The sequence below is a fragment of the Micromonospora sp. NPDC005173 genome (assembly GCF_040608515.1).
Lineage (GTDB): Bacteria > Actinomycetota > Actinomycetes > Mycobacteriales > Micromonosporaceae > Micromonospora.
The window spans coordinates 1-15,913 of record NZ_JBEXIK010000020.1 but is presented as its reverse complement, the minus strand read 5'-3'; the positions used below and the strand labels follow the sequence as shown (position 1 = coordinate 15,913).

Below are 15,913 nucleotides of genomic sequence, written 5' to 3'. Positions count from 1 at the left end.
GGTTGTCGTCCCCGCTGGTCACGATCGCTCCAGGGTGACGGTGCGGTCGGCGAGCGCGGCGACGAAGTCCGCGTCGTGGGTGACCGTGACGACGCCGTGTCCGGCGTCGCGCAGGTCGGCGAAGAGGTCGACCAACTCCCGCCAGGTGCGTCGGTCCTGGCCGAAGGTGGGTTCGTCGCAGATCAGCAGACGGGGCGCGGTGGCCAGGGCGGTCGCCACGCTCAGCCGCCGCGCCTCGCCACCGGAGAGGGTGTACGGGTTGGCAGCGGCGAGCCGGGTCAGCCGCAGCCGGTCCAGCAGCCCGGCCACGGTCTCCTTGACGGCCGCCTCGGGTTGGCCGGTCCGGCGCGGACCGAGCGCCAACTCGTCGAAGACCGTGCTGGTGACGAACTGGTGCTCCGGATCCTGAAAGACCGACCCGATCCGCCGGGCCAGCGCGGGTGCCCGCCACCGGTGCGGGGGAGTGCGCTGGTCCGGCCCGGCCAGCTCGGCGGACGCGGTGACCCGGCCGACGCCCGGCCGGAGCAGCCCGCCGAGCAGCAGTGCCAGGGTCGACTTGCCGGCGCCGTTGGGCCCGCGTACGGCGAGCGCCTCGCCGGCGCGTACCGCCAGGTCGGTCGGGCCCAGCCGGGGCGGCAGGCCGAGCCGGTCGGCGGTGAGCAACAGCTCGCCGGGGGCGGCGGTCGCCGGCCGGGGCGCGATGGGGTGACCCGGCACCCAGACACCCTCGGCGGCGAGGGCGTCGCCGTGCGCGGCGAAGATCGCCGCGGGCGGGCCGTCCGCGCGGACCCCGCCGCCGGGCTCCAGGACGACGACCCGGTCGACCAGGGGCAGCGCCTCGGTGACCCGGTGCTCCACCAGGATCAGCGTGGTGTCCGCGTCCAGCGCGCCGGCCACCGCCCGCCGGACCAGGTCGGCGCCGGCCGGGTCGAGGTTGGCGGTCGGCTCGTCGAGCAGGAGCAGGCCGGGTCGCAGCGCCAGCGCGCCGGCCAGGGCGAGGCGTTGCTGCTCGCCGCCGGAGAGCGCGGCGGTGTTCCGGTCCCGGGAGTACGGGAAGCCGACCCGATGCAGGGCCTCGTCCACCCGGGGCCAGATCTCGCCGGCCGGCACGCCCCGGTTTTCCAGCCCGAACGCGACGTCGTCGCCGCAGCGGGCCATCACCAGCTGGGTCTCCGGGTCCTGGAAGACGATGCCGACCCGTTCCCGCCCCTTGCGTGGGTCGAGCCCGTCGATCTCGACCGTGCCCTCCTGCTCGCCGGAGTCCTCGGGTAGCAGCCCGGCCAGTGCGCTGAGCAGGGTGCTCTTGCCGGCCCCCGAGGGCCCGAGCAGCAGCACCCGCTCCCCAGCCTCGACCCGCAGGTCCACCCCACGCACCGCCCAGGCGAGGCGCCCGGCGTGCCGCCAGCCGAACCCCCGCAACTGCACCCCGCTCACCGCACCCACACCCCCACTCCGCGTCCGGTCCACCCTGCCCGGTCGATCATGAGGTTGGCGGGTGTTTCGAAGATCAATCCGCCGGTCAACCTCATGATCGACACGGATGGTCAGATGGCGGGGCGGTCGCGGGCTACCGGGAAGCGGTCGAGGACGCCGGTGTTGGCCAGGGCGCGGGTGAGCAGCCAACCGCCGGCGCCGGCGAGCACCGTGGCGCTGACGATGGTGAGCAGTGCGTACGGGATGCGGTAGTCGGTGAGCGCGTAGTCGACGTTCCAGACGAAGAAGTCGAACAGGGCGGCGCTGAGCCCGGTCAGCGCGCCGGCCAGTACCGCGGTCGGCAGCCGGAACGACCGGTACCGGAAGGCGGCGAAGGCCAACTCGGCGCCGATTCCCTGCACGATGCCCTGCGGGATGACCGTGCCGGCCCACTGGCTGCCCAGCAGCGCGGAGAGGACCGCGGCCACCGTCTCGCAGTAGAGCGCGGCGCCGGGCTTGCGGATGACCAGGCCGCCGAGCACGGCCGGCATCAGCCAGACCCCGTAGAGCAGGGTCTGCGCCGGCGGGAAGAAGGCGAAGGCGCCCTCGGTGGCACTCCAGACCAGGCCCCAGGCCCAGAAGATGACGCCGAAGGCGACCGCGATCACCGAGGCGACCACGATGTCGATGGTGCGCCAGCGGTTGGTGTCGGTGTGGTTCATGTGGATGCTCCTAGTCCTGAATGCGAACCAGGAGAAGACGCACGCCGCAGCCCGGTTGGCACCGGACGGCGGCGCGGCTGGAGGTCGACCGAACTCCCTGCGCTGGCATTACCCAGATCAGGTTCGAGGGTCTGCGGGCGTGCCCGCACTCTCAGCGCTGTGCGCTCCCCTGTCGGATGTGAAGTTGTCTCGGTGACGCTAGCACCGACCGGGGGTGCCGGCCCAGCAGGACGTCCGCCACCTCGGCGGCCGGCCCGCACGACGCCGGCTGGGTAGGCTGACGATCATGCGGGTCGACGCGCGAGGTCTCACGTTCGAGGTACGCACCGGTGGCCCGTCGGGCGGTGCACCCGTCGTGCTGCTGCACGGCTTCCCCCAGCACTCCGGCGAGTGGGACGAGGTCGTCCCGGCGCTGCACGCCGCCGGGCTGCGCACGTACGCGCTGGACCAGCGGGGCTACTCGCCGGGCGCCCGGCCGGCAGCGGTCGCCGAGTACCGGATCCCCGAGCTGGTCGCCGACGTGGTGGCCGTGCTCGACGCTCTCGGTCTGGACGCCGTTCACCTGGTCGGCCACGACTGGGGCGCCGTCGTGGCGTGGGCGATGGCCGCTGAGCACCCCGAGCGGGTCCGCACGCTGACCGCGGTGTCCGTGCCCCATCCGGCGGCCATGGCGCACGCGCTCGCCAACGACGGCCAGCAGAAGGCCCGCTCGTCGTACATCGCGCTGTTCCGCAAGCCGGAAAAGGCGGAGAAGGTGCTGCTGGCGTGGAACGCGACCGCGCTGCGCAAGCTGCTCGGCGGGGTGGGCGATGCGACCCGGGTGGCCCGCTACGCGGACCCGATGCGCGAGCCGGGGGCGCTCACCGCCGCCCTGAACTGGTACCGGGCGATGTCGCGCGCCGACCTGGCCGACGTCGGCCAGGTCGCGGTGCCCACCACGTACCTGTGGAGCGACCGGGACATGGCCATCGGCCGGACCGCCGCGGAGGCGTGCGCCGCGAACGTGACCGGGGATTACCGCTTCGTACAACTGCCCGGGGTGAGTCACTGGATTCCGGACGCCGCGCCGGGCCCGCTGGCCGAGGCGATCCTGGCCCGGGTCGGCGGCGCGGCCTGAACCGCGCCGGGCAGCGAGGAGGACCACTGTGACGACGGACGCCGGCACGCCGGGCACCCGGCGGTCGCTCGCCGCGCAACTGCGCCTGCTGGGCGTACGCCCCGGTGCAACGCTGCTGGTGCACGCCGCGCTGCGTCCGCTGGGCTTCGTCTGTGGCGGGCCGCAGGCGGTGGTGCTCGCCCTGCGCGACGCCCTCGGCCCGGACGGCACCCTCGTGGTGCCCACCCACACTCCCGACAACAGCGACCCCGCGCAGTGGCGCAACCCGCCGGTGCCGGCGGACTGGTGGCCGCTGATCCGCGCCGAGATGCCGGGCTTCGACCCGGCGGTCACCCCGAGCCGGTACATGGGTGTGCTCGCCGAGACGGTCCGTGGCTGGCCGGGCGCACTGCGCAGCTCGCATCCGCAGGTGTCGTTCGCCGCGCTCGGGCCGGCCGCCGAGCAGGTGATGGCCGGGCACGACCGGGCCGACATGCTCGGCGAGGGCTCCCCGCTGGCCCGGCTCCACGATCTGGACGCCGACGTGCTGCTGCTCGGCGTGGACCATGGCGTGAACACCTCAATGCACCTCGCCGAGTACCGCCGACCGTCCCCGCCCAGGGAGCGGCTGGGCGGGGCGGTGCGTACCGCCGATGGTGGCCGTGAATGGGTGTGGTGGCAGGACGTACGGCTCGACGAGACCGACTTCGGCGCGTTGGGCCGGGACCTGGAGGCCACCGGGGCGGTCCGCATCGGACCGGTCGGCACCGGGACCGGCAGGTTGATGCGCCAGCGGGCGGCGGTCGACTTCGCGGTGCACTGGCTGGCCCGCAACCGGACGATGGAGGATGCATGAGCGTGAGTGCCGAGGACTACCTGGCCGTGGTGACCGAGACGATCGGCCGGGTGGCCGCCAGCCAGCGTGCGGCGGTGGAGCAGGCCGCCGACCTGATCGCCGACGCGGTGCGCGCCGACGGGGTGGTGCACGCGTTCGGCACCGGGCACTCGGAGGCGCTGGCCATGGAGATCGCCGGCCGGGCCGGTGGCCTGGTGCCGACCAACCGGATCGCGTTGCGTGATCTGGTGCTGCTTGGCGGGGAGCCGGCCGAGCGGCTCGGCCCGCTGCTGGAACGGGACCCGGCGGTGGCGCACCGGCTCTACGAGCTTGCCCCGGTGCGGCCCGCCGACGTCTTCGTGCTCGCCTCGAACTCTGGGGTCAACGGCGCGATGGTGGAGTTCGCCACGTTGGTCAAGCAGCGCGGGCACGGGCTGGTGGCGATCACCTCCGCACAACATTCCGGTGGGATGGCCTCCCGGCACCCGTCCGGGCGCAAGCTGGCCGACCTCGCCGACGTGGTGCTCGACAACGGCGCACCGTACGGCGACGCGACGCTGCCGCTGCCCGGCGGTGGCGCGGTCGGCGCGGTCTCCTCGATCACCGCGGCTCTGCTGGCCCAGCAGATCACCGTGGAGGTGGTGGCCCGGTTGCTGGCGGCGGGGGAGCGGCCCCCGGTCTACCTGTCGGCGAACATCCCGGACGGCGACGCGCACAACGCGGAGTTGGAGGCCCGGTACGCGGGCCGGATCCGGCGCGGCTCCTGAGCCCGCTCGGGCAGGGCAGGTGACCGACTGGTGTCGTGAACCTGTTTCGTGCTCGGCCGGGTGGGGCATTGGCGTTGCTGCCGGCGGCCAGGATCGCCGGCAGTACCGTCGCACCGGAGGTAGCACGTGTCAAAGGAGACCGACAAGCAGCGTTGGCAGCGCAACTTCGCCGACCTGTTGCAGGAGTTGCGGGTCGCCCAGACCGGCGTGCAGATCCTCTTCGCCTTCCTGCTCACCCTGCCGTTCAGCAACGGCTTCACCCAGACCAGCGAGTTTCAGCGGGACGTCTACATCGTCGCGCTGCTCGCGGCGGCCGCCGCCACCGCGATGATCATCTCCCCGGTGGCGTTCCACCGGGCGCTGTTCCGGCAGGGCCGCAAGCCGGAGCTGGTCCGTTTCGCCCACCGGATGGCCACCGGCGGCCTCGCCTTCATGCTGATCGCGATGGTCAGCGCGGTGCTGCTGATCACCGACTTCGTGCTGGACCGGCCGATCGCCTTCGTGCTCAGCGCGCTGACCGGGCTCTGGTTCCTCACCTTCTGGATGCTCCTGCCGTTCGCCCGCCGCAACTGGGGCGAGGACGACATCGACGATGACGACGACGACCCGCGGGCCCTGGCCGACTGACGTCGTCGGGCGAGGCCGAACTCGATCTTCACGGAGCGCTACCCCTGGGTAACAACCGGGGGTAGCGTGACGGTAGTCGCGCATGTCGACGCAGCCGCACCGAGCTTCGAGGGGGCAGCCGTGACCACGACGCAGAACAGCCGACCCGCACCGGACGGCCCCGACTCCGGCGCCACCCCCAGCACCCAGGGCGGCGCGGCGCCGCTGCCGGCAGAGGCCGGGCAGGTCTCCGAGAAGGAGGCTCGGCAGGTCGCCGAGGCCGCCCGGGAGTCCGTCTGGGACCGGCCCAGCTTCGGCAAGGAGTTGTTCCTCGGCCGGTTCCGGCTCGACCTGATCGATCCGTGGCCCCGTTCCGACCCGGCCGATGTGGCCCGCGCGGAGGATTTCCTCGGCCGGTTCCGCGCCTTCCTGACGTCCGAGGTGGACGGTGCCGCCATCGAGCGGGACGGGTCCATTCCGGACGCGGTGTTCCACGGTCTGGCCGACCTCGGTGCGTTCGGCATGAAGATCGACCGCTCGTACGGCGGTCTCGGGCTGAGCAACCTGCACTACTGCCGGGCGCTGATGCTGGCCGGCTCGGTCAGCCCGGCGATCGGCGCGCTGCTCTCGGCGCACCAGTCGATCGGGGTGCCGCAGCCGCTGAAGATGTTCGGCACCGCCGAGCAGAAGCAGCGCTTCCTGCCCCGGCTCGCCGCTGGCGAGGTCTCCGCGTTCCTGCTCACCGAGCCGGACGTCGGCTCCGACCCGGCCCGGCTGGCCACCATCGCCGAGCCGACCGAGGACGGCACCGGCTACCGGCTCAACGGGGTGAAGCTGTGGGCCACCAACGGCATCGTGGCCACCCTGCTGGTGGTGATGGCCCGGGTGCCGGCCGCCGAGGGTCGGCGCGGTGGCATCACGGCGTTCGTGGTGGACGGCGACAGCACGGGCATCACGGTGGAGCGGCGCAACGAGTTCATCGGCCTGCGCGGCCTGGAAAACAGTCTCACCCGGTTCCACGACGTGTTCGTGCCGGCCGAGAACGTCATCGGCGGTGAGGGCAAGGGGCTGAAGATCGCTCTGACCACGCTGAACACCGGCCGGCTCTCACTGCCGGCGATGTGCGTGGGCGCCGGCAAGTGGGCGCTGAACGTGGCCCGGGACTGGGCTGCCGACCGGGTCCAGTGGGGTCGGCCGGTGGGCGAGCACGAGGCGGTCGCGCAGAAGCTCTCCTTCATCGCCGCCACCACGTACGGCATGGAGACGATGCTCGACCTGTGCTGCCTGCTCGCCGACGACGACCGTAACGACATCCGGATCGAGGCGGCGCTGGTCAAGCTGTACGCCAGCGAGATGGCCTGGAAGATCGCCGACGAGCTGGTCCAGATCCGGGGTGGGCGCGGCTACGAGACGGCCGACTCGCTGGCCGCCCGCGGCGAACGCCCGGCCGCCGTCGAGCAGATGCTGCGCGACCTGCGGATCAACCGGATCTTCGAGGGCTCCACCGAGATCATGCATCTGCTGATCGCCCGGGAGGCGGTCGACGCCCACCTGTCGGTGGCCGGCGACATCATCGACCCGGAGGCGGGGCTCGGCCGCAAGGCCCGGGCCGGCGCCCGAGCCGGGGCCTTCTACGCGAAGTGGCTGCCCACCCTGGCCGTCGGCCGGGGGCAGAGCCCGTCGGCGTACGCCGAGTTCGGGCCGCTGGCCGCGCACCTGCGGCAGGTGGAGCGGTCGTCGCGCAAGCTGGCCCGGTCGACGTTCTACGCGATGTCCCGCTGGCAGGGAAAGATGGAGCGCAAGCAGGCGTTCCTCGGCCGGGTGGTGGACATCGGCGCGGAGCTGTTCGCGATGTCGGCGGTCTGCGTCCGGGCCGTCGCCGAGCGGGACAGCCGACCGGAGAACGTCGAGCTGGCCGACCTGTTCTGTCGGCAGGCCCGGGTCCGGGTGGACGCGCTGTTCAGCGCCCTCTGGGACAACACCGACTCGGTCGACACCGCCGCCGCGAAGCGGATCCTCGCCGGCCGTTACGCGGGCCTGGAGGAGGGAGTCATCACCCCGTCCGACGAGCTGCCCTGGGTGGCCGGCTGGTCGCCCGGCCCGTCCACCGCGCAGGACGTTCGCCGCCGCATCCCGCCCAAGCCGTGACCGGTACCGCCCGGCGTGCCGTCGCGCCGCGCGGTCAGCGGGAGACCGCCCAGGCCAGCACCGCCGCCAGGATCAGGCCGTTGAGCCCCGCCAGGGCCAGGTACGCCGCGGGCGGGATCTTTTTGCCCCGCCGGACGAAGGAGACCAGGACCGCGGCGTAGCCGAGCAGCAGGACGGCGATGACGATCAGGAAGTAGAACACGCCGACGACCTTAGCGGGCCAGTCAGCGACTCCTGGCGCGCAGGCCGAGTTGGCGCAGCTCCAGCGCGGCCAGCGCGTCGACGGTGTCGTCGTCGCCGCGCCGCCACGCCTCGGCCACGTCCGGCGCTATCCGGGTCAGCCGGCCCAGCGGCTGGGTGGCCAACGCGCGCAGGGCGAGCAGGTCCCGCCCGGCCGGGCCGGAGGCCAGTTGTGCGGCCGAGGAGGCCCTGCGCATCCAGCGGACCCGCAGCGGCAGCCAACCGAACAGCACCAGGCCGAGTGGGAAGATCAGCACCGCGATGGCGAGCGCGAGGGCGAGCTGGTCGACCAGGTGCTGCTGGTCGCGGCCAGCGTCGGCGAGGGACCGGGCGGCGTCGGCGGCCCGCTGGAAGGGCGCGGTCAGCTCGTCGCCGACCAGCGGCACCCGGCCGACCTTGCCGCCGGCCTCGCCCAAATTGTCGGCGAGCCCGCTGCCGGCGCCCTCCAACTTCTGTCCGGGTACGGCGAGCTTCTGCACCAGGTCGTGCAGCCAGAGCGCGCCGCGGATCGCGACGTACACCCACGCGACGACGAGCAGGTCGGTGAACAACTGGCGGGCGGCGGTCGGAAAGCGATCGGCGTAGATCTTCACGCCGGACAGCGTGCCACGAACGGCCCGGCCCGGCACCCGTCGGATCAACCGCCGGGACGGCCACGACCCGAGCGGCCCCGACGCGGCCGGGGCGACGCTGTCAGTGCACGCAGGTCGGGCAGGTGCCGAAGATCTCCAGAGTGTGGCTGACGTCGGCGTACCCGTGCTGAGCCGCGACCCGGTCGGCCCAGCTCTCCACGGCCGGGCCGGCCACCTCGACGGTGCTCCCACAGGCCCGGCAGACCAGGTGGTGGTGGTGCCCCTCGCTGCAACGGCGGTAGAGATGCTCGCCGCCCGGTGGACGCATCACGTCGATCTCACCCGCGTCGGCCAGCCCCTGCAGGGTGCGGTAGACCGTCGTCAGGCCGACCCGCTCGCCGCGCTGCCGGAGCATCGCGTGCAGATCCTGGGCACTGTGGAAGCCCTCCATCTCGCCCAGCAGGGCGCTCACCGCCGAACGCTGCCGGGTGTTGCGCACCGCTGTGCTGCTCTCGCTCATGATCCCTCCCCGGCGTGGCTGACCGCGTCCGCCACGATGTGCGCCACGTGCTCGTCGACCAGGCTGTACGCGATCTCCCGACCTCGGCGGGAACCCCGCACCACGCCCGCGCCGCGAAGCACGCGCAGGTGCTGGGAGACCAGCGGTTGGGCGGCGCCGAGCTTCTCCACCAGCTCGTGCACGCACCGCTCGCCGTCGGCGAGCTCGCTGACGATGGCCAGCCGGATGGGCGCCGACAGGGCGCGGAGCAACTCGCTGGCCCCATCGAACCCCTCGTAGCCTGTTGCGCTGGTCATCCTGCAACGGTAACCAATATCGCGGACATTCCGCTGATCCGGCTCAGCGGAGCACGACCTCGTGCGGTTCCGGGGCCAGCGCGGCGGTCGGGGTCGCCCGGCGGCGCACCGCCCGCCAGACCCCGCCGGCCACGGCCACCACCAGGAAGGAGGCGATCGCCACCAGCACCACCGAGGCGCCCGGCGCGGTGTCCGCCGTCGCCGCCACCCAGACGCCGGAGCCGGCGGCGAAGAACCCGAGCGCCATGGCGGCGGTCATCGTGCTGCGGAAGCCCCGGGTGACCTGCTGGGCGGTGGCCACCGGAACCACCATCAGCGCGCTGATCAGCAGCACCCCGACGGCCCGCATCGCGATGGTCACGGTGATCGCGGTGGTGACCGCGATCAGCAGGTTGAGGGTGCGCACCGGCAGGCCGGAGACCCGGGCGTACTCCTCGTCGTGACTGACCGCGAAGAGCGCCGGCCGCAACGCGATCATGGTGACGAGGATCGCCGCGCCGAGCACCCCGATAGTGGTCAGGTCGGCGGACGAGATGGTGGTCAGCGACCCGAACAGGTAGGCGTTGAGGTTGGCGCTGGTGGCATCGGAGAGGCCGACCAGCAGCACACCGCCGGCGATGCCGCCGTAGAAGAGCAGGGCCAGGGCCAGATCGCCGGAGGTACGCCCGCGAGCGCGGACCAGCTCGATGGCGATCGCGCCGACGGTGGCGACGATCACCGCCACCAGCACCGGCGAGCGGTTGAGCAGCAGGCCCGCGCCGACGCCGGTCAACGCCACGTGCCCGATGCCGTCGCCGATCAGCGTGAGCCGGCGCTGCACCAGGTAGATGCCGAGCGCCGGTGCGGCCAGGCCGATCACCAGGGCGGCGATCAGGGCGCGCTGCATGTACGGGTACTGGAAGAGTTCCATGGTCAGTTGCTCCACAGCCCGGCGGGCTCGTCGGGACCGTGCGGGTGCACGTGGTCGTGGTCGGGCTCCGCGTGATGGCCGGCCGGATCCGGCACGGCGCCGTCGTGACAGATCCCGCCCTGGTGGACGACGACAGCCCGGCTGATCACCGGTCGCAGCGGGCCCAACTCGTGGGCCACCAGCAGCACCGTGCCGCCGTCGGCCACGAAGCCGCGCAGCGCGGCGGCGAACGCCTCCTGGCTGGCCGCGTCCACCCCGGCGGTGGGCTCGTCGAGGACCAGCAGCTCCGGTTGGCCGGCCAGCGCGCGGGCGATCAGGGTGCGCTGCTGCTGGCCGCCGGAGAGGGTGGACACCGGGTCGGCGGCCCGGTCGGCGAGCCCGACCGCGTGCAGCGCGGCGTCGACGGCGGCCCGGTCGGTCGCACCCGGCGGCCGGAGGATCCCCCGGCGGGCCAGCCGGCCCGAGGCCACCACCTCGCGGACGGTGGCCGGCACGCCGCCGCCCGCGCCCAGCCGCTGCGGGACGTACCCGATGCGTTCCCACTGCCGGAAGCGGCGCAACGGCCGGTCGAAGAGGGTGATCGAGCCGGCGCTGAGCGGCACCAGCCCGAGCACGGCGCGGATCAGCGTGGACTTGCCGGAGCCGTTGGCCCCGAGCACCGCGACCACCTCCCCGGCGGTCACGGTGAGCGAGACGTCCCGGAGCACGGGGCGGCCGTCGTAGCCGACCACCCCGTGCTCGACGGTGATGACGGGTGCGCTCACGAGCAGCTCAACGCCGTCCGCAGGGTCTGCAGGTTGGTACGCATCACCGAAAGGTAGTCCGCGCCGCTGCCGGCGGCGAGCCCTTCGATCGGGTCCAGCACGGCGGTCTTCGCGCCGACCTGACCAGCGATGGTCTCGGCGACCTTCGGGCTGACCAGCGTCTCGAAGAAGATCGTGGTGGCCTGGTGCTCCTTCGCCTCCTCGATCACCTGCGCGAGCCGCTGCGGCGAGGGCTCGACGTCCGGGGTCAGCCCGGTGATGCCGACCTGGTCGAGCTTGTACCGGTCGGCCAGGTAGCCGAACGCGGTGTGGCTGGTCACGATCTCCCGCCGCTGGCAGGTCTGCAATCCCTGGTTGAACTCGCCGTCCAGGGCCGTCAGGTCGGCGCGCAGCGTCGCGGAGCGGGCGGTGTAGTCGGCGGCGTGGCCCGGGTCGGCCTTGCCGAGCCGCTGGGCGAACTGGTCGCCGATGCCGGCGAGCCGGGTCGGGTCGAGCCAGACGTGCGGGTCCTTGCCGCCGCCGTGCTCCTCCTCGCCGTGCTCCTCCTCGCCCTCGTGGTTGTGCCCCCCGGCGGTCGCGTCCAGCAGCGGCTGCACGCTGGTCACGTCGAACGCCCGGTCGCCACCGCTCTGCGCGATGGCGTCGTCCACCGCCAGCTGGAAACCCTTCAGGTAGACGATCAGCTCCGCCTCACTCACCTGGCCGACCTGGCTCGGGCTGAGCTCCAGGTCGTGCGGCTCGGCGCCGGGCTTGGCGAGGTTGGTGACCCGGACCGCGTCGCCGCCGATCCGCTCGGCCAGGAACTGGAGTGGGTAGAACGCGGCCACCACGTCGACCCGTTGGGGATCGGCGCCGGCGGCACCGCCGGTGGAACAGCCGGCCCCGGCGCTCAGGGCGAGCACAGCGGTGGCGGCGGCCAGGACACGGGACGTGGTGCGGTTGGTCATGCCGCCAACTGTCCGTCGTAACGATAATGATTGTCAAAAACGCATGAGTGCATGTCAGAGCAGCTTCGCCAGACCCACCGTGACCAGCAGGGTCAGCATCAGCAGCCGGATCAGCCGCGTCTGCGGGGCCTGAACCGGCCAGGTGGTGACCATCAGGGCGATCAGGCCCGCGGCGAGCGCGAGCGTCAGCAGCCCGCCGATCACGCCGGGGGTGAAGAACGCGACCAGCACCACCACCAGGGTGAGCAGGAACACCGACGTCGGGTTCGCCCCGGCCAACCGGGCGAGCAGAGGGCGCTGCGTACGCTGCATCCCACAGACTCTACGAGGAGGAACCCCCGGTGCTGGTGACCAACCGGTTCGTGGTCGACGTCGATGTCGCCGACGACTTCACCGAACGGGCGCACGCCGCCCTCTCCGCGCTGGCCGCCCGGCCCGGCTACCTGCGCGGTCAACTGGTCCGGGCGCTGGACGACCCCCGGTACTGGTCCCTGGTCACCGAGTGGGAGTCGGTCGGCACCTACCGGCGGGCGCTGGGTGCCTTCGAGGTCAAGGTGAGCGCCGTGCCGTTACTCGCCGAGTCCGTTGACGAGCCGTCCGCGTACGAGGCGCTGGCCAGTGCGGCGCCCGGTGGGGCCGTGGTCATAGCCGAGAGTGATCGGGCTGCTGGTCCTTACCGCTGAGCCGTCTGGCACTACCCTGCTCCTATGACCGCACCCGCCCCGCCACCCGGTCCCGGGGTAGCTCCGCCGTTCGCCGCGCCGCCCACCGAGGGCCGCCGGACCCGGCTCTGGATCGGCCTCGGCGTCGGCGCGCTCGCCGTGCTGCTCTGCTGCGGCGGGGGTGGCGCGGCCGTGGTCGGCCTGGCCGTCAGCGGTGTGCAGGCGATCCGCGAACAGGGCCGCACCGTGACCGGCGACTACTACCAGGCGCTGGTCGAGCGGAACTACGGGCGGGCCTACGACCAGCTCTGCGACGACGCGCAGCGGCGCGAGTCCCGCCCCGAGTTCGAGCGGCGGGCGGCCGCCGAGCCGCAGGTCGCCGCGTTCCGGGTGGGTGAGGTGGACACCACCAACCTGACCGTTCCGGTGGACGTGACGCTCGACGGCGGCGACCGGGAACAGCAGCAGGTGAGCCTGGGCCAGGACGGTCAGACCGGCGGCATGGAGGTCTGCGGGGTGAGCTGACCTGCCCCCGGTATTCTCCTGGGCTCGGGGCGACGGTGGTCGTACCGTTGTCCCGAACCGACCGTTCCATCCACATCTCGCCCCCGCCGACCGCCAGCCGGCGTAGGAGGAAACATGCCAGCCGACCGTATCGACGCCGTCGTCAGCCTCGCCAAGCGCCGAGGCTTCGTCTTCCCCTCCAGCGAGATCTACGGAGGCACCCGATCGGCGTGGGACTACGGTCCGCTCGGCGTGGAGCTGAAGGAGAACGTCCGCCGACAGTGGTGGAAGACCATGGTCCAGCAGCGCGACGACGTGGTCGGCCTCGACTCCGCGGTGATCCTGGCGCGCAAGGTGTGGGAGGCGTCCGGCCACATCGCCGAGTTCGTCGACCCGCTCACCGAGTGCCAGTTCTGCCACAAGCGGTTCCGGGCTGACCACCTCGAGGAGGCGTACGCCGAGAAGCACGGCAAGCCGCTGACCTCGCTCGCCGAGCTGAACTGCCCCAACTGCGGCAACAAGGGCACCTTCACCGAGCCGAAGATGTTCAACGGCCTGATGAAGACCTACCTGGGCCCGGTGGAGAGCGACGAGGGGCTGCACTACCTGCGCCCGGAGACCGCCCAGGGCATCTTCGTCAACTACAAGAACGTCGAGACGGTCGCCCGCAAGAAGCCGCCGTTCGGCATCGCGCAGACCGGCAAGTCGTTCCGCAACGAGATCACCCCGGGCAACTTCATCTTCCGGACCCGCGAGTTCGAGCAGATGGAGATGGAGTTCTTCGTCGAGCCGGGCACCGACGAGCAGTGGCACGAGTACTGGCTCCAGGAGCGCTGGAACTGGTACCTCGACCTGGGCCTGTCGGCCGACAACCTGCGCCTGTACGAGCACCCCAAGGAGAAGCTCTCCCACTACTCGAAGCGGACGGTGGATATTGAGTACCGCTTCCAGTTCGGCGGCACCGAGTTCGCCGAGCTGGAGGGCGTGGCCAACCGCACCGACTTCGACCTCTCCACGCACAGCAAGCACTCCGGCGTCGACCTGTCCTACTTCGATCAGACCAAGAGCGAGCGCTGGATGCCGTACGTCATCGAGCCGGCCGCTGGTCTGACCCGCGCGGTGCTCGCCTTCCTGCTGGAGGCGTACGACGAGGACGAGGCGCCGAACACCAAGGGCGGCGTGGACAAGCGCACCGTGATGCGGTTCGACCCACGGCTGGCCCCGGTCAAGGTGGCGGTGCTGCCGCTGTCCCGCAACGAGGCGCTGTCGCCGAAGGCGAAGGATCTCGCCGCGCTGCTGCGCAAGCGCTGGGTGGTGGAGTTCGACGACTCGCAGGCGATCGGCCGCCGGTACCGCCGGCAGGACGAGATCGGCACGCCGTTCTGTGTGACGGTGGACTTCGACACCCTGGACGACAACGCCGTGACGGTCCGCAACCGGGACACCATGGCCCAGGAGCGGATCTCCCTGGACCAGGTCGAGCGTTACCTGATCGAGCGCCTCCCCGGCTGCTGAGACGGTGGTTACGGGGCCTCGGCCGACGCGGAAAGCGCCGGCCGGGGCCCCGTACACTTGTCCGGTGACCGCCTCGACCGTCCCTGCGCTGCGCCCGTTGACTCTCGGGCGGTACCAGGTGTGGCCGCCGGTGGTGCTCGCGCCGATGGCCGGGATCACCAACGTCGGATTCCGCCGGCTCTGCCGGGAGCAGGGCGGCGGCATCTACGTCTGCGAGATGATCACCACCCGGGCGCTGGTCGAGCGGAACCCGAAGACGCTGCACATGATCGCGTTCGGCGCGGACGAGCAGCCGCGAAGCCTCCAGCTCTACGGCACCGATCCGGAGATCACCGCCGCCGCCGTGCGGATCGTGGTCGAGCGCAATCTGGCCGATCACATCGACCTCAACTTCGGCTGTCCGGTGCCCAAGGTGACCCGCCGGGGTGGCGGCGCGGCGCTCCCGTGGCGGCGCCGGCTCTTCGCCCGGCTGGTGAAGGCCGCGGTGGACGCCGCGACACCGGCCGGCGTGCCGGTCACCGTGAAGATGCGCAAGGGCATCGACGACGACCATCTGACGTACGTCGAGGCTGGGCTCGCCGCGCAGGACGCCGGGGTGGCCGCGGTCGCCCTGCACGGCCGGACGGCCGGGCAGCGCTACTCGGGCACCGCCGACTGGGACGCGATAGCCACCCTCAAGCAGGCCCTGGACGTGCCGGTGCTCGGCAACGGCGACATCTGGGAGGCCGACGACGCTCTGCGGATGGTCGCCCACACCGGGGTCGACGGCGTGGTGGTCGGGCGCGGATGCCTGGGCCGCCCGTGGCTCTTCGCTGACCTGGAGGCCGCCTTCAACGGCCGGCCGGAGCGGCGGCTGCCCACCCTCGGCGAGGTGGCGGTGACCATGCGCCGGCACGCCGAGCTGCTGGTCGACCAGTTCGTCGCGGGCGCGCGCAACCCAGCCCGGGGCGAGCGGGACGGCTGCACCGACTTCCGCAAGCACGTCGCCTGGTACCTCAAGGGTTTTCCGGTCGGCGGCGAGCTGCGCCGCTCGCTGGCGATGATCGAGAGCCTGGCTCAGCTCGACGATCTGCTCGGCAAGCTCGACCCGGCGGAGCCGTTCCCGGTGGCAGCCCTGGGCCAGCCGCGCGGGCGGACGAACTCCCCGGGCAAGGTCTTCCTGCCGGACGGCTGGCTGGCCAGCCGGGACGACGACGTCGTACCCGAGGGCGCGGAGATGGACGACTCCGGCGGCTGACCCGAACGACGACGAAGGGCCGGACCCCTACCGGGGTCCGGCCCTTCGTTGTTGGTTGCGGGGTGTCAGCTGGTGGCGTAGCCGCGGGTGGCGATCCAGTCGGCGAGGTGCTCGACGGTGACCTCGTAGGAGGCCTGGTTCGGGTCGGCGGAGTCGGCG

19 protein-coding genes, 1 pseudogene and 1 riboswitch are annotated in these 15,913 nt (G+C 72.4%); of the genes and pseudogenes, 9 read left to right on the top strand and 11 right to left on the bottom strand.

From position 1 onward, the window contains the following. Positions 1-18: 18 nt before the first annotated feature. Together ABZV00_RS21820 and ABZV00_RS21815 are read right to left on the bottom strand one after the other, a co-directional pair. Entirely contained in the window at positions 19-1,434 is a 1,416-nt protein-coding gene (locus tag ABZV00_RS21820; protein ID WP_355609223.1) for an ABC transporter ATP-binding protein, read from the bottom strand. A gap of 110 nt (positions 1,435-1,544) precedes the next feature. Further along, a complete protein-coding gene (locus ABZV00_RS21815) occupies positions 1,545-2,135 on the bottom strand; it encodes an ECF transporter S component (protein WP_328419300.1) in 591 nt (196 codons plus the stop codon). A 76-nt stretch (positions 2,136-2,211) separates the two neighbouring features. Next, positions 2,212-2,316, bottom strand: a riboswitch (TPP riboswitch). Positions 2,317-2,421: 105 nt separating this feature from the next. Between ABZV00_RS21815 and ABZV00_RS21810 the strand changes: the two genes are divergently transcribed. The 5 genes from ABZV00_RS21810 (at position 2,422) to ABZV00_RS21790 (ending at position 7,587) form a co-directional block, all read left to right on the top strand. Next, entirely contained in the window at positions 2,422-3,252 is an 831-nt protein-coding gene (locus tag ABZV00_RS21810; RefSeq protein WP_355609035.1) for an alpha/beta hydrolase, read from the top strand. 28 nt (positions 3,253-3,280) lie between these two features. After that, complete coding sequence (locus ABZV00_RS21805) at positions 3,281-4,087, top strand: AAC(3) family N-acetyltransferase (RefSeq protein WP_355609033.1); 807 nt, start codon at positions 3,281-3,283, stop codon at positions 4,085-4,087. After that, entirely contained in the window at positions 4,084-4,833 is a 750-nt protein-coding gene (locus ABZV00_RS21800; protein WP_328419294.1) for an SIS domain-containing protein, read from the top strand. The genes ABZV00_RS21805 and ABZV00_RS21800 overlap by 4 nt, the downstream gene beginning before the upstream one ends. A gap of 126 nt (positions 4,834-4,959) precedes the next feature. Then, on the top strand, positions 4,960-5,460 hold the full coding sequence (locus ABZV00_RS21795; protein ID WP_328419292.1) for a DUF6328 family protein: 501 nt from the start codon (positions 4,960-4,962) through the stop codon (positions 5,458-5,460). A gap of 120 nt (positions 5,461-5,580) precedes the next feature. Further along, positions 5,581-7,587: an acyl-CoA dehydrogenase family protein gene (locus ABZV00_RS21790; RefSeq protein ID WP_355609029.1), complete on the top strand. Its 2,007-nt coding sequence runs from the start codon at positions 5,581-5,583 to the stop codon at positions 7,585-7,587. A 34-nt stretch (positions 7,588-7,621) separates the two neighbouring features. Here the strand turns inward: ABZV00_RS21790 and ABZV00_RS21785 are convergent, their stop codons facing one another. The 8 genes from ABZV00_RS21785 to ABZV00_RS21750 form a co-directional block, all read right to left on the bottom strand. Continuing rightward, on the bottom strand, positions 7,622-7,789 hold the full coding sequence (locus tag ABZV00_RS21785; RefSeq protein WP_328419288.1) for a hypothetical protein: 168 nt from the start codon (positions 7,787-7,789) through the stop codon (positions 7,622-7,624). Between the two features lie 22 nt (positions 7,790-7,811). Further along, positions 7,812-8,420 (bottom strand): hypothetical protein, encoded by a 609-nt coding sequence (locus ABZV00_RS21780; protein ID WP_328419286.1) that lies wholly within the window; start codon positions 8,418-8,420, stop codon positions 7,812-7,814. Positions 8,421-8,520: 100 nt separating this feature from the next. After that, entirely contained in the window at positions 8,521-8,919 is a 399-nt protein-coding gene (locus ABZV00_RS21775; RefSeq protein ID WP_328419284.1) for a Fur family transcriptional regulator, read from the bottom strand. Next, a complete protein-coding gene (locus tag ABZV00_RS21770) occupies positions 8,916-9,215 on the bottom strand; it encodes a metalloregulator ArsR/SmtB family transcription factor (RefSeq protein WP_282257156.1) in 300 nt (99 codons plus the stop codon). The genes ABZV00_RS21775 and ABZV00_RS21770 overlap by 4 nt, the downstream gene beginning before the upstream one ends. 43 nt (positions 9,216-9,258) lie before the next feature. Further along, on the bottom strand, positions 9,259-10,125 hold the full coding sequence (locus ABZV00_RS21765; RefSeq protein ID WP_355609024.1) for a metal ABC transporter permease: 867 nt from the start codon (positions 10,123-10,125) through the stop codon (positions 9,259-9,261). Positions 10,126-10,127: 2 nt separating this feature from the next. Continuing rightward, a complete protein-coding gene (locus tag ABZV00_RS21760) occupies positions 10,128-10,889 on the bottom strand; it encodes a metal ABC transporter ATP-binding protein (protein WP_355609022.1) in 762 nt (253 codons plus the stop codon). Further along, complete coding sequence (locus ABZV00_RS21755; RefSeq protein WP_355609019.1) at positions 10,886-11,836, bottom strand: metal ABC transporter substrate-binding protein; 951 nt, start codon at positions 11,834-11,836, stop codon at positions 10,886-10,888. The genes ABZV00_RS21760 and ABZV00_RS21755 overlap by 4 nt, the downstream gene beginning before the upstream one ends. Before the next feature lie 54 nt (positions 11,837-11,890). After that, positions 11,891-12,148 (bottom strand): hypothetical protein, encoded by a 258-nt coding sequence (locus ABZV00_RS21750; RefSeq protein WP_328419274.1) that lies wholly within the window; start codon positions 12,146-12,148, stop codon positions 11,891-11,893. A gap of 29 nt (positions 12,149-12,177) precedes the next feature. On the opposite strand from ABZV00_RS21750, the gene ABZV00_RS21745 reads away from it, so the two are divergent. From ABZV00_RS21745 to dusB, 4 genes are all read left to right on the top strand, one after another. Further along, positions 12,178-12,519 carry an antibiotic biosynthesis monooxygenase gene (locus tag ABZV00_RS21745; protein ID WP_355609016.1) on the top strand — a complete coding sequence of 114 codons (342 nt, stop codon included), beginning with the start codon at positions 12,178-12,180 and terminating at the stop codon, positions 12,517-12,519. A 24-nt stretch (positions 12,520-12,543) separates the two neighbouring features. Then, entirely contained in the window at positions 12,544-13,023 is a 480-nt protein-coding gene (locus ABZV00_RS21740; RefSeq protein ID WP_355609013.1) for a hypothetical protein, read from the top strand. Between the two features lie 114 nt (positions 13,024-13,137). Beyond that, positions 13,138-14,517 carry a glycine--tRNA ligase gene (locus ABZV00_RS21735; protein ID WP_328419271.1) on the top strand — a complete coding sequence of 460 codons (1,380 nt, stop codon included), beginning with the start codon at positions 13,138-13,140 and terminating at the stop codon, positions 14,515-14,517. Positions 14,518-14,581: 64 nt separating this feature from the next. After that, on the top strand, positions 14,582-15,754 hold the full coding sequence (gene dusB, locus ABZV00_RS21730; RefSeq protein WP_328419269.1) for a tRNA dihydrouridine synthase DusB: 1,173 nt from the start codon (positions 14,582-14,584) through the stop codon (positions 15,752-15,754). 65 nt (positions 15,755-15,819) lie between these two features. On the opposite strand, the pseudogene ABZV00_RS21725 reads toward dusB, so the two are convergent. Next, positions 15,820-15,913: pseudogene (locus tag ABZV00_RS21725) on the bottom strand (phytochelatin synthase); the annotation flags it as partial.